The sequence below is a fragment of the Bradyrhizobium lablabi genome (assembly GCF_900141755.1).
GTDB classification, from domain to species: domain Bacteria; phylum Pseudomonadota; class Alphaproteobacteria; order Rhizobiales; family Xanthobacteraceae; genus Bradyrhizobium; species Bradyrhizobium lablabi_A.
This window is the reverse complement of record NZ_LT670844.1, coordinates 2287678-2307742: the sequence shown is the minus strand read 5'-3', so window position 1 is coordinate 2307742 and position 20065 is coordinate 2287678. Positions and strand designations below refer to the sequence as shown.

Annotated in this window: 16 protein-coding genes and 1 pseudogene; 7 read left to right on the top strand and 10 right to left on the bottom strand. The window is 62.9% G+C overall.

All coding sequences use genetic code 11. The annotated features are described in order from the left end of the window. The first annotated feature begins 78 nt into the window (after positions 1-78). Both recN and ligA read left to right on the top strand, forming a co-directional pair. Entirely contained in the window at positions 79-1767 is a 1689-nt protein-coding gene (recN, locus tag B5526_RS10740) for a DNA repair protein RecN (RefSeq protein ID WP_079538168.1), read from the top strand. A 209-nt stretch (positions 1768-1976) separates the two neighbouring features. Next, on the top strand, positions 1977-4127 hold the full coding sequence (ligA, locus tag B5526_RS10735) for an NAD-dependent DNA ligase LigA (RefSeq protein WP_079538167.1): 2151 nt from the start codon (positions 1977-1979) through the stop codon (positions 4125-4127). A gap of 112 nt (positions 4128-4239) precedes the next feature. On the opposite strand, the gene B5526_RS10730 is transcribed toward ligA, so the two are convergent. From B5526_RS10730 to B5526_RS10720, 3 genes are all read right to left on the bottom strand, one after another. Next, on the bottom strand, positions 4240-5475 hold the full coding sequence (locus B5526_RS10730; protein ID WP_079538166.1) for an IS4 family transposase: 1236 nt from the start codon (positions 5473-5475) through the stop codon (positions 4240-4242). Positions 5476-5698: 223 nt separating this feature from the next. Continuing rightward, positions 5699-6979, bottom strand: coding sequence for a multidrug effflux MFS transporter (locus tag B5526_RS10725; RefSeq protein WP_079538165.1), 1281 nt, complete (start codon positions 6977-6979; stop codon positions 5699-5701). Between the two features lie 285 nt (positions 6980-7264). Then, the gene (locus B5526_RS10720; protein ID WP_079538164.1) at positions 7265-9094 is read right to left on the bottom strand and encodes an aminopeptidase P family protein; all 1830 of its coding nucleotides are present in this window, start codon (positions 9092-9094) and stop codon (positions 7265-7267) included. Positions 9095-9302: 208 nt separating this feature from the next. Here B5526_RS10720 and B5526_RS10715 point away from each other — a divergent pair, with 208 nt between their 5' ends. Beyond that, a complete protein-coding gene (locus tag B5526_RS10715) occupies positions 9303-9488 on the top strand; it encodes a hypothetical protein (RefSeq protein ID WP_079538163.1) in 186 nt (61 codons plus the stop codon). A gap of 101 nt (positions 9489-9589) precedes the next feature. Here the strand turns inward: B5526_RS10715 and B5526_RS10710 are convergent, their stop codons facing one another. The 4 genes from B5526_RS10710 to B5526_RS37605 form a co-directional block, all read right to left on the bottom strand. Beyond that, a complete protein-coding gene (locus B5526_RS10710; protein WP_079538162.1) occupies positions 9590-10486 on the bottom strand; it encodes a 50S ribosomal protein L11 methyltransferase in 897 nt (298 codons plus the stop codon). A gap of 83 nt (positions 10487-10569) precedes the next feature. Continuing rightward, the gene (locus tag B5526_RS10705) at positions 10570-10806 is read right to left on the bottom strand and encodes a hypothetical protein (protein WP_079538161.1); all 237 of its coding nucleotides are present in this window, start codon (positions 10804-10806) and stop codon (positions 10570-10572) included. 305 nt (positions 10807-11111) lie between these two features. Then, entirely contained in the window at positions 11112-11342 is a 231-nt protein-coding gene (locus tag B5526_RS10700) for an RNA-binding protein (protein WP_079538160.1), read from the bottom strand. After that, positions 11342-11563: a hypothetical protein gene (locus B5526_RS37605; RefSeq protein ID WP_154071251.1), complete on the bottom strand. Its 222-nt coding sequence runs from the start codon at positions 11561-11563 to the stop codon at positions 11342-11344. Before B5526_RS37605 ends, B5526_RS10700 begins: the two co-directional genes overlap by 1 nt. A 65-nt stretch (positions 11564-11628) precedes the next feature. Here B5526_RS37605 and B5526_RS10695 point away from each other — a divergent pair, with 65 nt between their 5' ends. Next, on the top strand, positions 11629-11871 hold the full coding sequence (locus B5526_RS10695) for a hypothetical protein (RefSeq protein WP_079538159.1): 243 nt from the start codon (positions 11629-11631) through the stop codon (positions 11869-11871). A 139-nt stretch (positions 11872-12010) separates the two neighbouring features. Here B5526_RS10695 and B5526_RS10690 read toward each other — a convergent pair whose 3' ends face one another. Then, a complete protein-coding gene (locus tag B5526_RS10690) occupies positions 12011-12430 on the bottom strand; it encodes a GFA family protein (protein ID WP_079538158.1) in 420 nt (139 codons plus the stop codon). 288 nt (positions 12431-12718) lie between these two features. Here B5526_RS10690 and B5526_RS10685 point away from each other — a divergent pair. After that, positions 12719-13404 (top strand): annotated as a pseudogene (locus B5526_RS10685) (glutathione S-transferase family protein). Positions 13405-13428: 24 nt separating this feature from the next. Here B5526_RS10685 and B5526_RS10680 read toward each other — a convergent pair. Beyond that, positions 13429-15030 (bottom strand): phytoene desaturase family protein, encoded by a 1602-nt coding sequence (locus B5526_RS10680; RefSeq protein WP_079538157.1) that lies wholly within the window; start codon positions 15028-15030, stop codon positions 13429-13431. Positions 15031-15372: 342 nt separating this feature from the next. Here B5526_RS10680 and B5526_RS10675 point away from each other — a divergent pair, with 342 nt between their 5' ends. Beyond that, positions 15373-17655 (top strand): spermidine synthase, encoded by a 2283-nt coding sequence (locus B5526_RS10675; RefSeq protein ID WP_079538156.1) that lies wholly within the window; start codon positions 15373-15375, stop codon positions 17653-17655. 24 nt (positions 17656-17679) lie between these two features. On the opposite strand, the gene B5526_RS10670 is transcribed toward B5526_RS10675, so the two are convergent. After that, a complete protein-coding gene (locus tag B5526_RS10670) occupies positions 17680-18201 on the bottom strand; it encodes a YcxB family protein (protein WP_079538155.1) in 522 nt (173 codons plus the stop codon). A gap of 263 nt (positions 18202-18464) precedes the next feature. Between B5526_RS10670 and B5526_RS10665 the strand changes: the two genes are divergently transcribed. Continuing rightward, entirely contained in the window at positions 18465-20063 is a 1599-nt protein-coding gene (locus B5526_RS10665) for a GMC family oxidoreductase (RefSeq protein ID WP_079538154.1), read from the top strand. Positions 20064-20065 lie beyond the last annotated feature (2 nt).

The following is a 20065-nucleotide window of genomic DNA, read 5'->3' as shown; positions in this document are numbered from 1 at the left end:
GGGTTGGCTGGACCTTGCGGCATCCTCTTGGGCGAATTACGGATTGGTACGAACCAACCACACCGGGATTGATTCCGCATGCTGGCGCGTCTGTCGATCCGTGACATCGTCCTGATCGAACGGCTCGATATCGAGTTTTCCCGTGGCCTTGCGGTGCTTACCGGGGAAACCGGCGCGGGCAAATCCATCCTGCTCGACGCCTTCGCGCTGGCGCTCGGTGGCCGCGGCGATGCCGGTCTCGTCCGTCACGGCGTTGAACAGGGGCAGGTCACCGCCGTGTTCGACGTGCCGAAAAACCACCCGGCCGCGAAAATCCTTAAGGGCAATGGGCTGGACGATCCAGGTTCCGAGAATTCCGGTGAAATGATCCTGCGCCGGGTGCAGCTTGCCGATGGCCGCACCCGCGCCTTTATCAACGACCAGGCGATCAGCGTGCAGACCCTGAAGGCGGTCGGCTCAGCGCTGGTGGAAATTCACGGCCAACATGACGAGCGCGCGCTGGTCGACGCCTCGACCCACCGCCGCCTGCTCGATGCGTTTGCGGGGCTCGAGAAAGACGTAGCAGCGCTGGAAGCGCTCTGGGATGCGCGGCGCGCCGCCAACAATGTGCTCGAGGAGCATCGCGCCGACATGGAGCGCGCCGCGCGCGAGGCCGACTATCTGCGCCATGCATCCGACGAGCTGAAGAAGCTCACGCCGAAAGAGGGCGAGGAGACCGCGCTCGCCGAGCGCCGCACCACCATGATGCAGGGCGAGAAGATTGCGTCCGATTTACGCGAGGCGCAGGAAGCCGTCGGCGGCACCCATTCGCCGGTTCCGGCGCTGTCGGCGGCGGTGCGGCGGCTGGAGCGGCGCGCCGGAAACTCGCCCGCGCTGGTCGAGCCCGCGGTGAAGGCGATCGATGCGGCGATCAATGCGCTGGAGGAAGCCGACCAGCACCTCAACGCCGCGCTGGTCGCGGCGGATTTCGATCCCGCCGAGCTTGAGCGTATCGAGGAGCGGCTGTTTGGCTTGCGCGCCGCGTCACGCAAATATTCGACGCCGGTCGACGGCCTGGCGGCGCTGGCCGCGAAATATGCCGCCGACGTCGCGCTGATCGACGCCGGCGCCGATCAGTTGAAGAAGCTGGAGGCAGCCGCAGACGAGGCCGACAAGCGTTACACGACCGCCGCCGCCAAACTCTCCGCCGCACGCGCAAAATCCGCGGAAAAGCTCGACAAGGCGGTCAATACCGAACTGGCGCCCCTAAAACTCGAGCGCGCAACGTTCACCACCCAGATCGAATCCGACCGGGAGTCGCCGGGCCCACAGGGTTTTGACCGCATCGAATTCTGGGTCCAGACCAATCCCGGCACAAGGCCGGGGCCGCTGATGAAGGTCGCCTCCGGCGGCGAGCTGTCGCGGTTCTTGCTGGCGCTCAAGGTCGTGCTGTCGGATCGCGGTTCGGCGCCGACCTTGGTGTTCGACGAAATCGACACCGGCGTCGGTGGCGCGGTGGCGGATGCGATCGGTGCCCGGCTGTCGCGCCTGGCCTCCAAGGTGCAGGTGATGGCGGTAACGCACGCCCCGCAGGTCGCCGCAAGAGCCAACCAGCATCTGCTGATTTCCAAGGACGCGCTCGACAAGGGCAAGCGCGTCGCCACCCGTGTCAACGCGCTCGCCGCCGACCACCGCCGCGAGGAAATCGCCCGCATGCTGGCCGGCGCCGAAATCACAGCCGAAGCGCGGGCGGCGGCGGAACGGTTGCTGCGAGCGGCGACGGCGTGAGTCTGCTCCCTCGCCCCGCTCTTCGCGGGGAGAGGGTCGGGGTGAGGGGCTCTATCCGCGAACGCTGAATTCGCAACGGCATTGTGCCTTGCCCCTCACCCGAAATTCCCGCTTCGCGCGAATTTCGACCTCTCCCCGCAAAAGAGCGGGGAGAGGTTTGGAAGCCGCGCCGGCTTTTCTCGAAATGAACTTCGTCGTATCCATTGGCCATGGCTAAAGCAGCAAAGAAAATAACCCCCCCCGACGTCGCCACCCTCACCAAGGCCCAGGCCAAGGTCGAGCACAAGCGGCTGGCGCTTGAGCTCGAGAACCACGACAAGGCGTATTATCAGGACGATGCGCCGAAGGTTTCGGATGCCGAATATGATGCGCTGCGCCAGCGCTTCAACGCCATCGAGGCCAGGTTTCCGGATTTCGTCACCAGCGCCTCGCCGTCGCAGAAAATCGGCGCGGCGCCGTCCGGGAAATTCAAAAAGGTCCGGCACGCGGTACCGATGCTCTCGCTCGATAACGCCTTTGCCGAAGAAGACGTCGTCGATTTCGTCGGCCGTATCCGCCGCTTCCTCAGGCTCGGCGACGACGACAATATCGACTTCAGCGCCGAGCCGAAGATCGACGGGCTCTCGATGTCGCTGCGCTATGAAGGCGGCGAGTTCGTCACCGCCGCCACCCGCGGCGACGGTGCCGAGGGCGAGGACGTCACCGCCAATATCCGCACGCTCGAGGACGTGCCGAAGAAACTAAAGGGCCGTAACGTGCCTGAAATCTGCGAGGTCCGCGGCGAAGTCTACATGACAAAGCAGGCGTTTCTTGCGCTCAACGAGCGCCAAAAAGCCGCCGGCGACACCATCTTCGCCAATCCGCGCAATTCGGCGGCGGGCTCGCTGCGCCAGAAGGATCCATCGATCACCGCCTCGCGCCCACTTGGCTTCTTTGCCTATTCCTGGGGCGAGATGAGCGCGATGCCTGAAGCTACCCAGTCGGGCATGATCAAATGGTTCGAGCGCTGCGGCTTCAAGACCAATCCTTTGACAAAACTCTGTCATTCAGTCGAGCAGCTGATCGCGTTTCACCGCAGGATCGAGGAGCAGCGCGCCGAGCTCGATTACGATATCGACGGCGTCGTCTACAAGGTGGATCGCCTCGACTGGCAGGAGCGGCTCGGCTTCGTATCGCGCACGCCGCGCTGGGCGATCGCGCACAAGTTCCCGGCCGAGCGCGCCATGACGGTGCTGCGCGATATCGAAATCCAGGTCGGGCGCACCGGCTCGTTCACGCCGGTCGGCAAGCTCGAGCCGGTCGGCGTCGGCGGCGTCATCGTGCAGAACGTCACGCTGCACAACGAGGATTATATCAATGGCATCGGCGGCGACGGTGAGCAATTGCGCGACGGCCGCGATATCCGGATCGGCGACACCGTCGTCGTCCAGCGCGCCGGCGACGTGATCCCGCAAATCGTGGACGTGGTGATCGAGAAGCGGCCGAAGAACGCGAAGGTCTTTCAGTTTCCGAAGAAATGTCCGTGCCCACTGCATACCGATGTGGTGCGCGAGGAGACCGCGACCGGCGAGGAGGGGGCAAGAGCCCGCTGCACCGGTGAGTTCGCCTGCCCCTACCAGAAGATCGAGCACTTAAAACTGTTCGCCTCGCGCCGCGCCTTCGATATCGAGGGCCTCGGCGAGAAGCAGATCGAATTGTTTTTCGAGAATGGATGGGTGAAGGAGCCGGCCGACATCTTCACGCTGCCCAAGCGCAACATCAAGATCAGGCTGGAGGAGATCGAGGGCTACGGCGAAACGTCAGTGCGCAACCTGTTCGCCGCGATCGAGGAGCGGCGCAGGATTTCGCTGGAGCGTTTTATCTTTGCGCTCGGCATGCGTCATGTCGGCGAGACCACGGCGCTGGCGCTGGCGCGCGGCTATGGTTCCTGGCAGGCGTTTCACGACGCCTGCCTGCGGGTCGCCGAGGGCGACGAGGAGGCGATGGCCGAGATGGACGCGCTCGACCAGATCGGCGAGACCGTGATCGCCAGCATCAGGACCTATTTCGGCGAGAGCCATAACCGCGGCATCGTCGAGCGGCTGACAAAGGAAGTCACCATCCTCGATGCCGAAAAACCCAAGAGCAATTCGGCGATCGCCGGCAAGACCGTGGTCTTCACAGGCACGCTGGAACAGATGACGCGCGACGAAGCAAAGGCAAAAGCCGAGCGGCTAGGGGCCAAGGTGTCGGGTTCGGTGTCGAAGAAAACCGATTACGTGGTCGCCGGTCCCGGCGCCGGCTCGAAGCTCGCGGAAGCCAAGAAGCACGGCGTCGAGGTGCTGACCGAGGATGAATGGCTGAAGCTGGTCGGAGAGTGAGGTCGATGTGCTCCCTCTCCCCGCTCTTTTGCGGGGAGAGGGTTGGGGTCATTTGCGCTAGGTTAAGCGTGCGTTGAGATAGTCGCATTGTTTTCGGCGTCGGCGCGGTGGCTCACAGAGGTGACGGCGGATTTTGGTGAAGAGGTTGCAGACAGTTTGCCACAGGAGTGGGCCGCGAATGGCGGCGCAAATGGTGGCGAGGGCTATCTTCATGAGACGCCAGCGCGATGGGCTTGCGCGTGGTGCCGGGTCCAGAGGGGGAAGAGTCCGGGACTTGCCCGGCAATCTGTTCGGCGATGATGGCGACGATCAGCCTTGCGTAGATCCATGCTCGCGCGAGTTCAGGCTTCTTGGCCGGCAGCAGATCGAGGCCGGCCAGGCTTTTGAACCTTTTGAACGCCAGCTCGATTTGCCAGCGAAAGCGATAAAGGGCGAGGATCTCGGACGGCGGGAAGGCGGCGACCGGCAGCGAGGTCAGGAGAAGAATGTACTTCGCCGCCTCGAGACTGCGCGGGTCGGGTTGCCGGCCGCGCTTCTTGGCGTCTTTGAGCAGACGCTTCTGCTCGGCTTGCGCCTGTTCCGGGTCCTTGCGTCGAATAATGAGGCGCAGCATCAGCGGCTCCGGTGGTGGAGACCCCGTGATGCCTTCGTGGATGCGAACCTGCACCTCGCTTAGCTGTTCGGCCTGAGCGGCAAGTGCGGCAAAGAGATCGAAAGGCTCGCCGTTCGCCTGCAACAGGCGTAACGAGTTCCAGCCGGTCCGCACGATGAAGTCTGCACCGGCCTCCACCACGGGCCGCAGATCGCGCGGTCGCGCATAGTAGCGATCACCCAGCACGATATCGCCCGGCCGGTAGGTGAGGCGCTGAAGGTTCTCGGCACCATACCCGTCGGTCAACTCGAGCTGATCGACTTGACCCGTTGCCAGGTCGTAGCCGACATGCAGGCGCCATGTCGTGCGGTCAGCTCCCGGTTGGCAGATCGACGTTCCATCCAATGCACGCAAGCGATACCCGGCCCAGCGTCCAGCGGGTACTTTTGCCTGTTCGGCAATCAGCGCAGCCACAATGTCGCCGAGCCAAGGCGCTGCTTTGCACAGCCGATCGAGCAGGGATGGGTCGGACAAGCTGACGATCCCGCCGGCCTCAGCCCACGCACAGGTCTCGCGCAGCGACATTCCGAGGCCTCCATAGGCCAGCGCCAGCCGCAACAGCGTTTCAGCGTTCTTGATTTCCCGCGCCCGCGTGAAGGCGCCTCGCGCCCGCGCCGTTGCTTCCACGTCAAAATCCGCCGGAAGGCGCGCGCTCACCTCCGGCCAGTGATCCAAAATCTCAGGGCGAATCTTCATCCCAAGCTTGAATCATATCGCGATTCCTTGTGTCCAGAGCTAAACCTAGCGCAAATGAGGGTTGGGGTGAGGGGCAGGGCACGCCGCTAACTGCAGCGGAATTGTCTTCGACCCGAAGAATTCGCGTTTGCGATCGTGCCTCGCCCCTCACCCGGCGTCGCCGCTTCGCGCCGCCTCCGACCTCTCCCCGCGAAGAGCGGGGAGAGGTTGAAGAAGCAGCCCCCTACAACAACCCCGACTCTTCCTCCTCCGCCTTTTCGATCAATTCCTCGCTGACCAGGAGGATGCGTCGGGGGACGAGGAAGATCATGGTCGAGGCGCAGGCTGCCGATAGAACGACAATGGCCACGTTGAGCGCCACCGGCGTCGCAAAATGGCCGCCGAGATAAGCGCCGAATTGCGAGAACAGCGAGCCGATCCCCATCTGCAGGAATCCCATCGTGCCCGAAGCGGTGCCGGCGGCCTCGGGGCGGACGCTGATGGCGCCGGCCGCCGAGTTCGACATCACGAAGGCGTTGGCGAACATCACCAGCATCTGGGTGCCGAACAGCCAGGACGGCGCCAGATTGAGGCCTGCGATGCCCCAGATCAAATTCAACAGGCTGCCGACAAATTGCAGCGCCAGCCCGAACCAGATCAAATTTTCCAGCGAGTGGCGCGGCGCGAAGCGGACGCAAAACAAATTGCCGATCAGATAGGCAAATCCGGTGCTCGCAAACCACGCGCCGTATTCGGCGCTGGAGCGGCCCATTTGCGTCACCACGATATAGGGACCGGCGCCGGCGAAGGTGAAGATGATCTGCGAGGCCAGCACCTGGCACAGCATGTAGCCGATGAAGGCGCGGCTGGTGATGAGGCTGCCGACATCGCCGCGGAAGCCGCCGGCCTCGACGCGGTCGCGTCGCGTTTCCGGCAGCGTCAGCGCGATGGCGACCGCGATCACCAATGACGCCGCGGTGATGAGGTAGAAGATCGCGCGCCAGCCGAAGGCGGTCTCGATCAGGCCGCCGGTCAAGGGGCTCAGCATCTGCGCGATCATCATCACCGCGATCACCAGGCTGATCATGGCGCCGATGCGCTCGCGGCTATAGAGATCGCGGATGATGGCGCGGCTCACCACCATACCGGTGGCGCCGCCGAGCGCCTGCAGAAACCGCGCCGCGATCAGTTGCGGCAGGGTTTCCGCGAAAATGCACGCCACGCTCGCTAAAACCATCAGGCCCAGACCCGCGAGCAGCACCGGGCGGCGTCCGAAGCGATCCGACAGCGGCCCCATGATGATTTGCGAGCAGGCGATGCCGACCATGTAGAGCGACACCGTCATCTGCGCGATCGAAATGTCGCGGCCGAACGTTGTGGCGAGCTGCGGCAGCGCCGGCACCAGCAAATACAGCGAGATCGGCGCAACGCCGGTCATCGCGACCAGCAGCAACAGCATGATCCGGGATGTCGCGCCGGTGCCGTCTTTCGCCGCCAGAGGCGGCTTGCCCATCGCTCCGTGCATTCTAACCTGATCCAATCGCGTGAATCAGACTGTAGCGTTATCCATCAGCGCGAATACGGATGTTTCGGAATGCGGCTATCCCGTTTTCGGGATGCGGCAATTGCTCAGCGAGCGGGCAGGTCGCGGCCAAAAATAAAGCTGTCATCACCCGCGAATGCGGGTGATCCAGTATTCCAGAGACGGTTGTGATCCAATCGAGAAGCCGCGGCGTACTGGATACCCCGCTTTCGCGGGATATGACGACTGTTGTTGGGGCGACGGCGCGTTGTCTACGACGACTCTACCCTACAGCGACAGCGGGGCGGTCGCAGCGTCGAGCCAGACTTTGGTGACCTCGTCGAGATGCGCTCGGACCGCGTGGCGGACGCGGTCATGATAGTCGTTGAGCCAGCTCAGCTCATCGCCGGTGAGCATGTTCAGATCGACCAGCCGGCGGTCGATCGGCGCCAGGGTCAGCGTCTCGAAGGCGTTGACCGGTTTTTCCGCGCCGGGAATATCGATACCAACCACCAGTTCAAGGTTCTCGATCCGGATTCCGAACGCGTCGGTCTTGTAATAGCCGGGCTCGTTGGACAGGATCATGCCGCGCTTCAGCGGCGTGGTGCCGAGCTTTGAAATTCGCGCGGGCCCCTCATGCACGGAGAGATAGCTGCCGACGCCATGGCCGGTGCCGTGCTCAAAATCGATGCCGGCCTGCCACAAAAATTGCCGCGCCAGGGTGTCGATCTGCGCGCCGGTGGTGCCGTCGGGAAATACCGCCCGCGCGATCGCGATGTGGCCGCGCAGCACGCGGGTGAAGCGGTCGCGCATTTCCGCCGTCGGTTCCCCGATCGCGATGGTGCGGGTGACGTCGGTGGTGCCGTCCTCGTATTGCGCGCCGGAATCGATCAGCAGCAGATCGCCCGGCGCAATCCGGCGGTTGGTCTTGCGGGTCACGCGGTAATGCACGATGGCGCCGTTCGGCCCGGTGCCGGCGATGGTCGGGAACGAGACGTCCTTGAGCGCGCCGGTGTCGCGCCGAAATGTTTCCAGCGCCTCGACGGCGTCGATCTCGGTCAGCGCGCCGGACGGCGCCTCGCGGTCGATCCAGGCCAGGAACCGCGCCAGCGCCACCGCGTCGCGCCGGTGCGCCGTCTGGGTGCCCTTGATCTCGGTCGGGTTCTTGACGGCCTTGAGGAGAGTGACCGGGTCGCTGCCGCGGACCGGCTTGCCGCCGGCAGCAGTGATCAGGCGGCTCAGCGCGTCGGCGGCGGTAGCGCTGTCGAGCGCGATCGATGCGCCGCTTCGCGAAAGCTCGGTGAGTTTTGAAACCAGCGCTTCCGGCTCCCTGACATCGGCGGTCTGTTCGAGATGGTCGCGGGCGCTGTTGGAGAGTTTTCGGTGATCGATGAAGACGGTCGGGCGGCCGTCCTTCGGCACCAGCGCGTAGGACAGCGGCAGCGGCGTATGCGAGACATCGGCGCCGCGGATGTTGAAGGTCCAGGCCACCGCATGTGAATCCGACAGCACCAGCGCCTCGGCGCCGAGTTTTTCGATCTCGGGCCGGATGCGGGTGAGCTTTTCGGCTTCTGCCTCGCCCGCGAACGGCGTGCCGTGAACCGATACCGGACCAAGTGGCGGCGGCGGGCGCTCGGGCCAGACGGCGTCCACGGGGTTGGTGTCGACCGGGACCAGTTCCGCGCCGGCTTTCGCGCAGGCCGCCGCCAGCCGCTCGGCGGCCGCCGTGGTGTGCAGCCATGGATCGAAGCCGAGGCGGTCGCCGGGTTTGAGATGCTTCGTCAGCCAGCTTTCCGGCGGTGGATCGACCAGCGGCTGGATTTCCCACGCCTTGCTGTCGACCTGCTTGGCCGCCTGCAGCGTATAGCGGCCGTCGACGAACACCGCGGCCGTTTGTGACAGAACGATGGCGAGGCCGGCCGATCCGGTAAAGCCGGTGAGCCAGGCCAGCCGTTCTTCCGATGGCGCGACATATTCGTTTTGCTGCTGATCGGCGCGTGGAACCACGAACCCGGCGAGCTTGCGCCGCGTCAGTTCCTCGCGAAAGGCCGACAACCGCGCGGTCAGCGCGACGCCGCCTTCGGGTTCTTCGAATGTCTGGAAATGGGCTTCGAACATCGCGCCGATATCCTAGGATTGAGTGGATGTTTCCGCAATGCGTCACAAATCCTTTCAATTTGGCAAAAGGTATGCTTGAATTGCTGCACCTGCGTTAGACGGGATGGAACGATTTACTGTCAACGACTTACTGTCAGACGGTCGGGGGCAGTTGATCGATCCGGAGGAACTCCAGGGGTGTTTCAACTCAACGGCGAGGGGATACACAATGCCTGTATTTACATTTGAGAAGATCTCGCCGCCGGTTCGCCGCGGCCCGCTTGCTCCTATCGTAAAGAAACAGCGCGGTGTCATCGTTCAGATCCTGGATCGTTTCGTCGAGGCGCGCGTCAGGCGCAGCCGGCGCGCGGAAAAGGGCGTGATCGCCCGCAACTCGAAGAAGCCGACGAAGTAGAGTTCACGAATAACAATTATTGTCATTCCGGGGCGCGCGAAGCGCGAACCCGGAATCTCGAGATTCCGGGTCTGGTCCTTCGGACCATCCCGGAATGACGATCAGTGAGCCTTACGCAACAGCAGGCTGCTCCAGCCCTCGATCCGCAACTGCCGCAGCAACAAAACTCCGCGCGCGCGATAGGCCGCGATCACGCCTTGCGCCTGATGCGGCAGCAAGCCCGATAGGATGACCAGCGCCGAGGGCGCGAGATGCCGCACCATCGGCGTCGCCATCGCCCGCAACGGATTGGCGAGAATATTCGCCAGCACCAGGTCGAACGGACCATGCTTTGCGAATTCCGGTGCTGAAAACCCGGTCGCATGGACCGTCCGCACGAGATTTCCGGCGCCGTTGAGCCGCGAATTGTCGCCGGCCACCTGCGCCGAAAGCCGATCGATGTCGCTCGCCAGCACGCCGCGGTGGCGCGCCTTGGCCGCCGCGATCGCCAAGACGCCGGTGCCGGTGCCGAGGTCGAGCACGCGTCTGGGGCGGTGCGCCTTCAGCACGGAATCGAGCAGCAAGAGGCAGCCGCGGGTGGTGCCGTGGTGGCCGGTGCCGAACGCCAACGCCGCCTCGATCTCGATGCCGAGCTTGTTCGGCGGTATTTTTGCGCGGTCATGATGGCCGTGCACGATAAATCGCCCGGCGCGGACGGGAACGAGTTCCTCAAGCGTCGCCTTGACCCAGTCCTTGGTTTCGACCGTGTCGAACGCGATGTCTCGCGCGGCCTCATCGCCGGCGGCTAGACGGACGAGTTCGCGGATTGAGGTTTCGTCGGGCGCTTGCGCAAAATGCGCGGTAATGTCCCAGCGCCCACCAGAACCCTCGAATGCGGCGATCGCGGCCTGGCCCTCGAAAAAGCTTTCGGTGAGGAGGTCGACCACGCGCTTTGCCGTTTGTTCGTTGCCGATGGCGAAGCTGGCGCGGTGGGTAGAGGGGGTGGGGGTCGAATTCATCTGTGACTATTGCCGCACGGCTGTGGCGCTCTGCTTCGCCATTTCAACTACCCGGCATTCGCAACCCTTGTTCCCTTGGCCCGCTAGGCATCTGCGGGAACCCGGAACAGGCTGTCGATCAGGGCCGTTTGTGCGGCTCCATCCGGTTCCAGGAATTCTGCGACCGGCAACTCGTCGAGGCCGTTATGCCCGGACGCCTGCCATTCGTGACGCACCAGCAGACGCCTGGTTTCGGTATCGAAAACCAGACACCACGAATCTTCGTCGGCCCGGGCAGGCCCACGCGAACTCCAGTAAAATTTACGATTGATCACCGCCATAGCCGCTCCCTTCCGCGCATTCCAAGGAGCATAGCAAGGACGGCCGCAGAAGTCCGACGATAAGGGAGAATTCAAACGGAAGCGCCACCGCGTGTTCGGTAGTGTCTCAGTTCGAAATTTAGCGGTAAGCTTCGCAAGGAGCCATAGACCATGAAGGCTAGACTTATTATCGCAATGGCAATCGGGGCGCTCATCTCGATGATTTTTCTGGCCGTACCGTCGCTAAGAAACGGCACTAGCGCATGGGCGTTTTTGGAACTTCCGGGCATGATTGCAGTGCTTCAAGCTTCGCGTCGTTCGCTGAGCTATTTATCCCATCTCGATTTAGCGGCCTTTTTGGCGATCTCAGACCGCTTCTTGGCCGTCATTCCCGCCGCCCGCGCCTTGCCGCCCATGCGCCCCAGCGCCACGGCGGCGGCGTTCTTGCCGTCCTCGGTAGTGATGTCCTCGATCTCACCGGTCGCGATCTTGCCGATCATGACGGCAGCGCCGATCACGTCGGCGGGGCGCTTTTCGCCTTTAGGTCCTCTGGGCATCAGGAACCCACCTCATATGTTCCTAAACCAACACCGTTTTTCATTATCTGTAGACGAACACGAGATACGCCGTTTTCTGTCAGCCACGTGATAGAGCGATTTATCCCGAGCGCCTTAGCTGCATTATCGTCGTCGGCGTCAGCAACGTTTATCGGCCCCAAATCGCGGTAATCATCCCAATCCAGAAGGACCGCTTTATAATTTGGCAACACACCCTCCATGCTTTCCACCAAGTCATCAGGATGCTAATGCTTAGCGGTAAGCTTCGCAAGGGAGGCGCGCGGACATGAAAAGAAGTTTTATGATCGCAATGGGGATTGGGTTTCTCATCTCGACGGTTTTTATGGCCATACCATCCACTAACGAGTGGGCGTCCTTAGAACTTCCGGGCATGGGCGCGGCGTACTTGTTCTGGGGAGCGGTAGGCAATTCCGTCATCGTGGGCACAGCTATTGGGTGGGCCGTGAATGCGGTTGTCTACGGCCTCGTTGCCTTGATCATCATCGGCGCTCTCAAAATTTCAAACTGAGGCACTACCGCGTGTTCACAGCCTGTCTACTCCAGGCGCAAGGGCTGTTCACAGCGTTATTTGCGGAAACATACCCTGGTTTTTCACAGGCTTGTCCCCCTGGTCCCCCGCAGATCGATACCTGAAATCCGGTAGTGTCTCAGTTTGAAATTTTTGGGAGGCTGCTTTGCCGGAAGTGCTCAACGGCACCATCAATTCGAACCCAGTCATGTTTCGACTGCTCAAAAACTGATATGACGGGGGCTGGGTATTTTGGGTCTGCCATCGCGCCGACTGCTACGGCGATCAGCGCGGGCAGATTGCTGAGTTTCCAGTAGACTGTTGAGCCGCACTGTGGACAAAAATAGTTATGGATCTTCCCGCCGCTTGCGGCGGCGTGCGTGAACTCTTTTGAGGTTCCTGAGATGTTGACAACCTCAGCGGGGTAGTAAGCGCCTACACCGAACGGCGCGCCGGTTCGGTGTTGGCAGTCGATGCAGTGGCAAGCAACGACTAGCTTGGATGGTTCTTCTGGAAGCGAGAGCGTGACTGCACCGCAGCTGCATCTGGCGTCGCCCATCGGAAAAGTCTCCCACCGTCTCTAAGCTAAATTTTCAAACCGAGACACTACCTGAAATCCACTGGCTTCTGCACGGGGTTATCAACGCGTTTTCCACAGCCTATCCACCGACTTTTCAACCGATTGCAATCGCCATCGCGAGGAGCGCCGGGCGCGCCGGTGACGCCGCCGCCCGAATGCGGGCCTCAGGGATAAAGCCCCTTCACACCGGCGCGATCGTGTAGGGTTGCGAGGCCGGGCCTTGAAGCAATCGGCGGCAGAGCCCCTCACTCCATCGCAGGACTTCGCATGCTGACCCTGTTTTCCTACCCGGACCTGTGTGGCGTCGCCGACAACAATGGCTATGGCCTCAAGGTCTACGCCTTCCTGAAATTGTGCAAGGTCGCATTCCGGCACGAGCACATCCTCGACGCATCGAAAGCGCCGCGCGGTCAGTTGCCTTATGCGTGGACGACGACGCGACCATCGGCGACAGCGACGCGATCATCAGCCATTTGATCCAAAAATACACGCTCACGATCGATGACGGACTGAAGCCAGACCAGCGCAACACCCATCTTCTCATCAGGCGAACGCTTGATGATCTCTACTGGGTGATGTCGTACTCGCGCTGGAAGGACGACCGCTTCTGGCCGTTGTTCAGGGACATTTTTGTTCGCGCCAACCCGAATGTAACCGCGGAAATCCTCGAGACGGCGCGGGAATTCAATTTCAAGCGCTACCATTTTCAGGGCATCGGGCGCTACGAGCCGGCCGACGCCTACGCGAGGGGCGTCGCCGATCTCGATGCGCTTGCGAGCCTGCTTCCCGAAAGCGGATACATGTTCGGCGCGAAGCCCGGCAGCATCGACGCGGCGCTCTATGGATTCATTGCCAACATCTATTTCTATGACATCGACACGCCGCTCAAGGAGTGTCTCATGTCAAAAGAAAACCTTGTCTCGCATTGCAAGTCGATCCACGCGTCGCTCTGACAGGCGCGAAGTCTGTCGGCGCACTCACCCAAACAGCGCGCGGTGATCCCCGAGAATTACGCGCGCGGCATTGTGGCCCGGCGCGCCGGTGACGCCGCCGCCGGGATGCGCGCCGCTGCCGCAGTGGTAGAGCCCCTTCAGCGGCCCGCGATAATCGGCATGCCCGAGCATCGGGCGGGCCGAGAACAGCTGGTTCAACGTCAGCGCGCCATGAAAGATATCGCCGCCGAGCAGGCCGAACTGGCGCTCCAAATCGAGCGGCGAAAGAACCTGCCGGCCGATCACACTCGCCGCAAAACCCGGCGCGTATTTGTCCACGGTTGCGATCATGAGATCGGCGACCTCCTCGCGATAGTCGTCCCATGATTTGCCGTCCGGCAATTGCGGCGCGACGTGCTGGCAAAACAGGCTGGCGACATGCTGGCCCGGCGGCGCGAGCGTGTCGTCCAGCGTTGACGGGATCAGAATTTCGACCACAGGCTCGCGGCTCCAGCCGTGCGTGCGGGCGTCCTGCCAGGCGCGGTCCATGTAGCCGAGGCTGGGAGCGATGATGATGCCGGCGGTGAGATGGTCGCCTTCGCCCGGCAGCGCCGTGAACGAGGGCAGGGCGCTCAGCGCGACATTCATCCGGAACGTGCCGGAGCCGTTGCGCCAGTTCTTGATGCGGGCGAGGAAGGCAGCGGGCAAGGCATCAGCCGGTAATAGCCGCGTGTAGAGCAGTTTTGGATTGACACTGGAGGCGACGTATTTCGCCCGAACCGCCTCGCCATTGTCGAGAATGACGCCGACCGCGCGGTCGCGCTCGACAATCACTTCGCGCACGCCGGCGTCGAGCTCGATCTCGACGCCATGCCCGCGGGCCGCGGCCGCCATTGCCTGCGTAATCGCGCCCATGCCGCCGATGGCGTGGCCCCAGACGCCCTTCTTGCCGTTCACCTCGCCGAACGCGTGGTGCAGCATCACATAGGCCGAACCCGCCGCATAGGGGCTGGCGTAATTGCCGACAATGGCGTCGAACCCGTAGAGCGCCTTGACCAGATCGCTCTCGAAGACGTCGTCCAGCATCTCGCCGGCCGAGCGCGTGAGCAGATCGAGCAGCGAGCGCTGCTGTTCCAGCGACAGTTTTCGCAGGATGCTGGCGGTGCCGAGCGCGTTGAACGCCTCGCGGATCGCTCCCGGGCCAATACCCTCCACCAGGTTCGGCGGCGCACGCAACACGAATTCGCGCAGCACGTCGGCGATCACTTCCAACTCGCGGTTGAAGGCATCGATCCCATCGGCGTCGTGCTCGCTGAGCTTTGCCACGGAGGCATGGGTGCGGCCTTCGCCGGTTAGCAAATAACTACCATCCGGGGCGGGCAAGAAATTCTGCGCGCGGCGTTCGACGATTTTCAGGCCGTGATCGTGCAGCCTCAGATCGGCAATGATCCGCGGGTTGAGCAGGCTGACGGTATAGGCCGCGACCGAATTGCGAAAACCCGGACAAAACTCCTCCGTGACCGCGGCGCCGCCCACCACCTTGCGGCGGTCCACCACTTTGACGCGCAAGCCCGCCATCGCGAGGTAAGCCGCGCAAGTGAGGCCGTTATGCCCGGCGCCGATGATGACAACGTCCGTTTCGTTCATGTTCGCTTCAAGAATTATTGCTTAGTCCCGTCATTCCGGGATGGTCCGCCTGAACTCGGGTTCACCCGAGTTCAGCAATATCATTTGTCCAAGTCGGCAACAGCCGACTTGGATGGACCAGACCCGGAATCTCGAGATTCCGGGTTCGCGCTTTCGCGCGCCCCGGAATGACATGCCAATGCTTAGCGAAGATGTGAACATCAGCCCAGCACCAATTGCCGATGACGGTTCCGCGTCCCCGCATTGCCCGCCGCGCCGCACTATGCTCCATTGCGCGCGCCGGCAGGAACCCCGCCGGAAAATCCAGCCACCGGCGCCCGCCGGGTTCAAGCCGGAGCTTTTATGCGTTCTCCTGATCCGTCCGCCGTCACGGACCAGCCATCCGCGGGCCGAAACCGGCTGGTGCTGATCGTCTATACCGCCGCCATCTTCGTCAGCGCGCTGTTGTTGTTCTCGGTGCAGCCTCTGTTCACCAAGATGGTGCTGCCGCGGCTCGGCGGTTCGCCGGCGGTGTGGTCGGTGGCGATGGTGTTTTTCCAGTCGCTATTGCTCGCCGGCTACGCCTATGCGCATTTCCTCATGCAGATCCGCAGCCGATGGATTCCCGTGGCCGTGCATCTCGTGCTGCTGGTGGTCGCGCTGCTGACCCTGCCGCTGTCGATCGCGAGCGGCTGGGGCGAGCCGCCGAATTCGGGCTATGCATTCTGGCTGCTCGGCCTGTTTGTGGTGTCTATCGGATTGCCGTTCTTCGCGCTCGCCGCCAACAACCCGCTGCTGCAGGCCTGGTTCGTTCGATCAGGTCATCCGAACGGTCCCGACCCCTATTTCCTCTATGCCTCCTCGAATATCGGCAGCTTTTTGGCGCTGTTGTCCTATCCGGTGCTGCTGGAGCCGATGTTCACCCTGCGCACCCAAAACCTGATCTGGAGCGGCTTTTATGGCTTGCTGATCGTCCTGATCGCCGCCTGCGGCGCGCTGTTGCTGCGCTCGCCGGCGAACGCGGTGGTCGATAGGCCGGCGGAACAGACTGACGCGCCGCCGCCGTCCTGGATGCTGCGCGCGCGCTGGATCTTTCTCGCCGCGGTCCCCTCGGGCCTGCTGATCGCGGTGACCGCGCACATCTCGACCGACGTCGCGGCCGCACCCTTGCTCTGGGTGCTGCCGCTGTCGCTTTATCTCCTGACCTGGGTGCTGGTGTTCCAGTCGCGCCCGCTGTTGCCGCACAAATGGATGCTGATGGCCCAACCGCTGGCGATCGCCGGCGTGATCGTGCTGCTCGCGTTCGGCGGCGAGCAGAATTTGCTGCTGACATTGGGCGGGCACCAGCTTTGCTTCTTCGTCATCGCGATGGCCTGCCATGGCGAACTGGCGCGCACCCGCCCGGCCGCGAAATATCTCACCGGCTTCTATGTCGCGCTGTCGTTCGGCGGCATGCTCGGCGGCCTGTTCGCCGGCCTGATCGCGCCCTATGCATTTTCCTGGGTCGCCGAATACCCGATCCTGCTGGCGTTGGCGGCGTTGTGCCGGCCGCCCGGCGACGAGCGCCTGCCGCGCTGGAGCGCCTGGTACTGGCCGTTTCTCGCCGCGCTTGCGGTCGCGCTGATCGCGCCCTCTTATTCGCAAGGCAAGGTCATGGCGTGGCTCGATCAGCATCGGGTCTGGATGATCGGCGCGGTCGGCGTGCTCTCGGCCCTGCTGGCGCTCGGATTGAACGCCAGCCGCTGGAAGATCTTTGCCACCGTGGTGGTGGCGCTGGTGCTGATCCGCGCCTATCCGGCCGATGACGGGCGGGTTGAAACCGTGCGCAGCTTTTTCGGCGTCCACAAGATCGTGGTGACGCCGCACGGCCAGTATCACGTGCTGATGCACGGGACTACAATTCACGGCGCGCAAAAATTCCAGAATGACGACGGCACGCCGATTACCGGACGGCCCGAGCCGATCACCTATTATCACAAGGACGGCGGCATCGGTCAGGCGATCGCGGCGGTGCGCGAGCGCAAGGGCGCGCCATTGCGGGTCGCGGTGATCGGGCTCGGCTCAGGCACGCTGACCTGTGCCTCCGAGCCCGGCGAGACCTGGAAGTTCTTCGAGATCGATCAATCGATGGTCGATACCGCGCGCGACCCGAAATATTTCACCTACATCCAGAATTGCGAGCCGGACCTGAAGCCGGTGATCGGCGACGCCCGGCTGACTTTTGCGAAAGAGCCTGACGGCATCTACGACCTGATCATCGTCGACGCCTATTCGTCGGACGCGATCCCGATCCATCTCGCCACCAAAGAGGCGATGGCGATCTACAAGGACAGGCTGGCGCCGCAGGGCGCTGTCGTGATGCACGTCTCGAACCGGCATCTGGAATTGTCCAGCGTCGTGGTCGGCATTGCCGAGGCCAACGAGCTCCAGAGCTGGGTCTACAGCGAGGATTCCGGGCGCGACAATGAATACATTTTTGCCACTTCCGTCGTGGTCTGCGCGCGCGACGAGGCCGATGTGGGCAAGCTCGCCTCGTCAGACGAGTGGGCGCTGACCGAGGCCGACGAGAAGCAGCGGGTCTGGACCGACGATTATTCCAACGTGCTCGGCGCGGTCTATCGCCGGCTCCGCGACGGCGAGCAGTAGGGTTTTGGCGGACGGTCAGCGGCCTTAGGCTGGGCGCGCCCCCGACAGCTGTGTGCGGAGAAATGCTTTCGCCGCCTCCCATGCACTATCGTCTCCAAAAGCGCGCAGGGGGATCGCCACCGCGTTTGACTGCCCGATCCAGATCAGCAGCAAGCCTTTTTCACTCGTAAACCCGCTGATGGCGGCCCACCGCCACATCGCCTGCGACAGCTGGCCAGTCAGGGTAATCCCCGTCGCATCGAAGACGGCGGTCTTCGGCTCGAACGCGTTGAGCGTTCCAGCCACTAATGTATTGATCGACTTTCGACGCAGGAAAATGCCGGCGGCGACTATCGCGACTGTACCAAGCAGGAATGACGCCAGGCTGAATTGGCCGATCAAATCGATCGTTGCGGCGCTGGCGGACTGGCGCGCTCCGATCAATCGGAACATCAGCGCAACCGGGATCGCAGCAAACAACGCCGCGGCATAAGCGAGAAAGTTCGCCCATCGGGACGCGCGCCGGCTGCGAACGGCGAAGTAACGCGCGTAATCGTCGGCGGTCATTGCAAATGTCACCGTCATTCGATCGGGCATAGAGTTACTCATCTGCAGTCCTTGCTCCCGGAGGTGATCTGTCTGCGCGTTGGTGTCGTCGGCTGTCAGGATGGTTCGGTCCGCCACTCGGGACGGGCGGCGCTACCATGCGATGAAAGGGCTTGCAATCGAGCTTTGCCGACGGGATGTTGTCGTGCTGGAATCGATCGGAGCGCGGTCAAGCAAGCGCCGACCGTCTATCCATCCAATAGACTCAGGGGCACGGAAATCCGATGCACGACAAGGTCGATGTCCTGATCATCGGTTCCGGGGCATCGGGCGCCGCCGTGGCGTGGAGCCTTGCCGACACCCGAATGCGGATTCTCTGCCTCGAGCAGGGCGACTGGGTGAAGCCGACCGACTATCCCAGCAATGGCCGGGACTGGGAGGCGCGGCTGTTTTCCGATTTCGCCATCAATCCCAACCGCCGCGCCCGGCCGACCGATTACCCGATCAACGATTCCAATTCGCCGATCAAGGTGGTGAATTTCAACGGCGTCGGCGGCAGCACCATCATGTACACCGCGCATTTTCCGCGTCTGCACCCCTCGGACTTCAAGGTGCGGACGCTCGACGGCGTCGCCGACGACTGGCCGATCGACTACGCGACATTGGAGCCCTATTTCGCCGAGAACGACCGCATGATGGGCGTCTCCGGTCTCGCCGGCGATCCCGCTTATCCGCCGAAGCAGCCGCCGATGCCGCCATTGCCGCTCGGTAAATCCGGCACGCGCTTCGGCAAGGCGATGAACGAGTTGGGCTGGCACTGGTGGCCATCCGACACCACCATCGCTACTACCGACTACGAGGGACGCGGGCGCTGCATCAATCTCGGCCACTGCACGCCGGGCTGCGCGCAGGGCGCCAAGGCTTCTACCGACATCACCTATTGGCCGCTTGCGATCCGCGCCGGCGTCGAATTGCGCACGCGGTGCCGGGTGCGCGAAATCACGGTCGACGCGCAGGGCATGGCCTCGGGTGTGATCTACTACGATGCCGAAGGCAAAGAGCATTTTCAGCCAGCCGAAATCGTCATCCTCGCCTGCAACGGCGTCGGCACGCCGCGGCTGATGCTCAATTCGGTGTCGGCGAAATTTCCCAACGGCATCGCCAATTCTTCAGGCCTGGTCGGCAAGAACCTGATGTTTCATCCCTACGCCCTGAACTACGGCTATGTCGATGAACCGCTCGACGGCAATCATGGCCCGCCTTTATGTCTCTGGAGCCAGCAATTTTATGAGACCGATTCCAGGCGCGATTTCGTGCGCGGCTATACCTTTCAGTTCGGCCGCGGCGTCGGCTCGATCTTCGAGGCGATCGTCAGTTCGGCTGCGGGGAGGCTGCCCTGGGGCGAGGAGCATCACGGAGCCTACCGCAAGCTCGTGAACCGCCGCATCGGCCTGTCCGCAATCTGCGAGGACCTCCCGGAGGAGCACAACCGCGTCACGCTCGATCCTGACCTGAAAGATTCCAGCGGCATCCCGGCGCCGAAGATCGATTACACCATCAGCGCCAACAGCCATAAGATGATGCAGCACGGCATTGCGCGGGCGAGGGAAATCCTGACTGCCGCCGGCGCCAGCAATATCTGCGTCGAGAGCCCGATTCTGAACGGCGGCTGGCATCTGCTCGGCACCGCGCGGATGGGCACCGATCCCGAGCGTTCGGTGGTCAACGGGTGGGGCCGCTGCCATGACGTCAAAAACCTGTTCATCGTCGATGGCAGCATCTGGGTGACTTCCGGCGGGGTCAACCCGACCTCCACCATCCAGGCGTTGGCGCTCTACATTGCCGACAGCATCAAGCAGCGCCTCGCTGATTTGTTCGACTGAGA

What these genes read in the sequence shown, in the direction of transcription:
- recN (WP_079538168.1), top strand. Translation starts at nt 79, where the DNA reads ATGCTGGCGCGTCTGTCGATCCGTGACATCGTCCTGATCGAACGGCTC.
- ligA (WP_079538167.1), top strand. Translation starts at nt 1,977, where the DNA reads ATGGCTAAAGCAGCAAAGAAAATAACCCCCCCCGACGTCGCCACCCTC.
- B5526_RS10730 (WP_079538166.1), bottom strand. Translation starts at nt 5,475, where the DNA reads ATGAAGATTCGCCCTGAGATTTTGGATCACTGGCCGGAGGTGAGCGCG.
- B5526_RS10725 (WP_079538165.1), bottom strand. Translation starts at nt 6,979, where the DNA reads ATGCACGGAGCGATGGGCAAGCCGCCTCTGGCGGCGAAAGACGGCACC.
- B5526_RS10720 (WP_079538164.1), bottom strand. Translation starts at nt 9,094, where the DNA reads ATGTTCGAAGCCCATTTCCAGACATTCGAAGAACCCGAAGGCGGCGTC.
- B5526_RS10715 (WP_079538163.1), top strand. Translation starts at nt 9,303, where the DNA reads ATGCCTGTATTTACATTTGAGAAGATCTCGCCGCCGGTTCGCCGCGGC.
- B5526_RS10710 (WP_079538162.1), bottom strand. Translation starts at nt 10,486, where the DNA reads ATGAATTCGACCCCCACCCCCTCTACCCACCGCGCCAGCTTCGCCATC.
- B5526_RS10705 (WP_079538161.1), bottom strand. Translation starts at nt 10,806, where the DNA reads ATGGCGGTGATCAATCGTAAATTTTACTGGAGTTCGCGTGGGCCTGCC.
- B5526_RS10700 (WP_079538160.1), bottom strand. Translation starts at nt 11,342, where the DNA reads ATGCCCAGAGGACCTAAAGGCGAAAAGCGCCCCGCCGACGTGATCGGC.
- B5526_RS37605 (WP_154071251.1), bottom strand. Translation starts at nt 11,563, where the DNA reads ATGGAGGGTGTGTTGCCAAATTATAAAGCGGTCCTTCTGGATTGGGAT.
- B5526_RS10695 (WP_079538159.1), top strand. Translation starts at nt 11,629, where the DNA reads ATGAAAAGAAGTTTTATGATCGCAATGGGGATTGGGTTTCTCATCTCG.
- B5526_RS10690 (WP_079538158.1), bottom strand. Translation starts at nt 12,430, where the DNA reads ATGGGCGACGCCAGATGCAGCTGCGGTGCAGTCACGCTCTCGCTTCCA.
- B5526_RS10680 (WP_079538157.1), bottom strand. Translation starts at nt 15,030, where the DNA reads ATGAACGAAACGGACGTTGTCATCATCGGCGCCGGGCATAACGGCCTC.
- B5526_RS10675 (WP_079538156.1), top strand. Translation starts at nt 15,373, where the DNA reads ATGCGTTCTCCTGATCCGTCCGCCGTCACGGACCAGCCATCCGCGGGC.
- B5526_RS10670 (WP_079538155.1), bottom strand. Translation starts at nt 18,201, where the DNA reads ATGACCGCCGACGATTACGCGCGTTACTTCGCCGTTCGCAGCCGGCGC.
- B5526_RS10665 (WP_079538154.1), top strand. Translation starts at nt 18,465, where the DNA reads ATGCACGACAAGGTCGATGTCCTGATCATCGGTTCCGGGGCATCGGGC.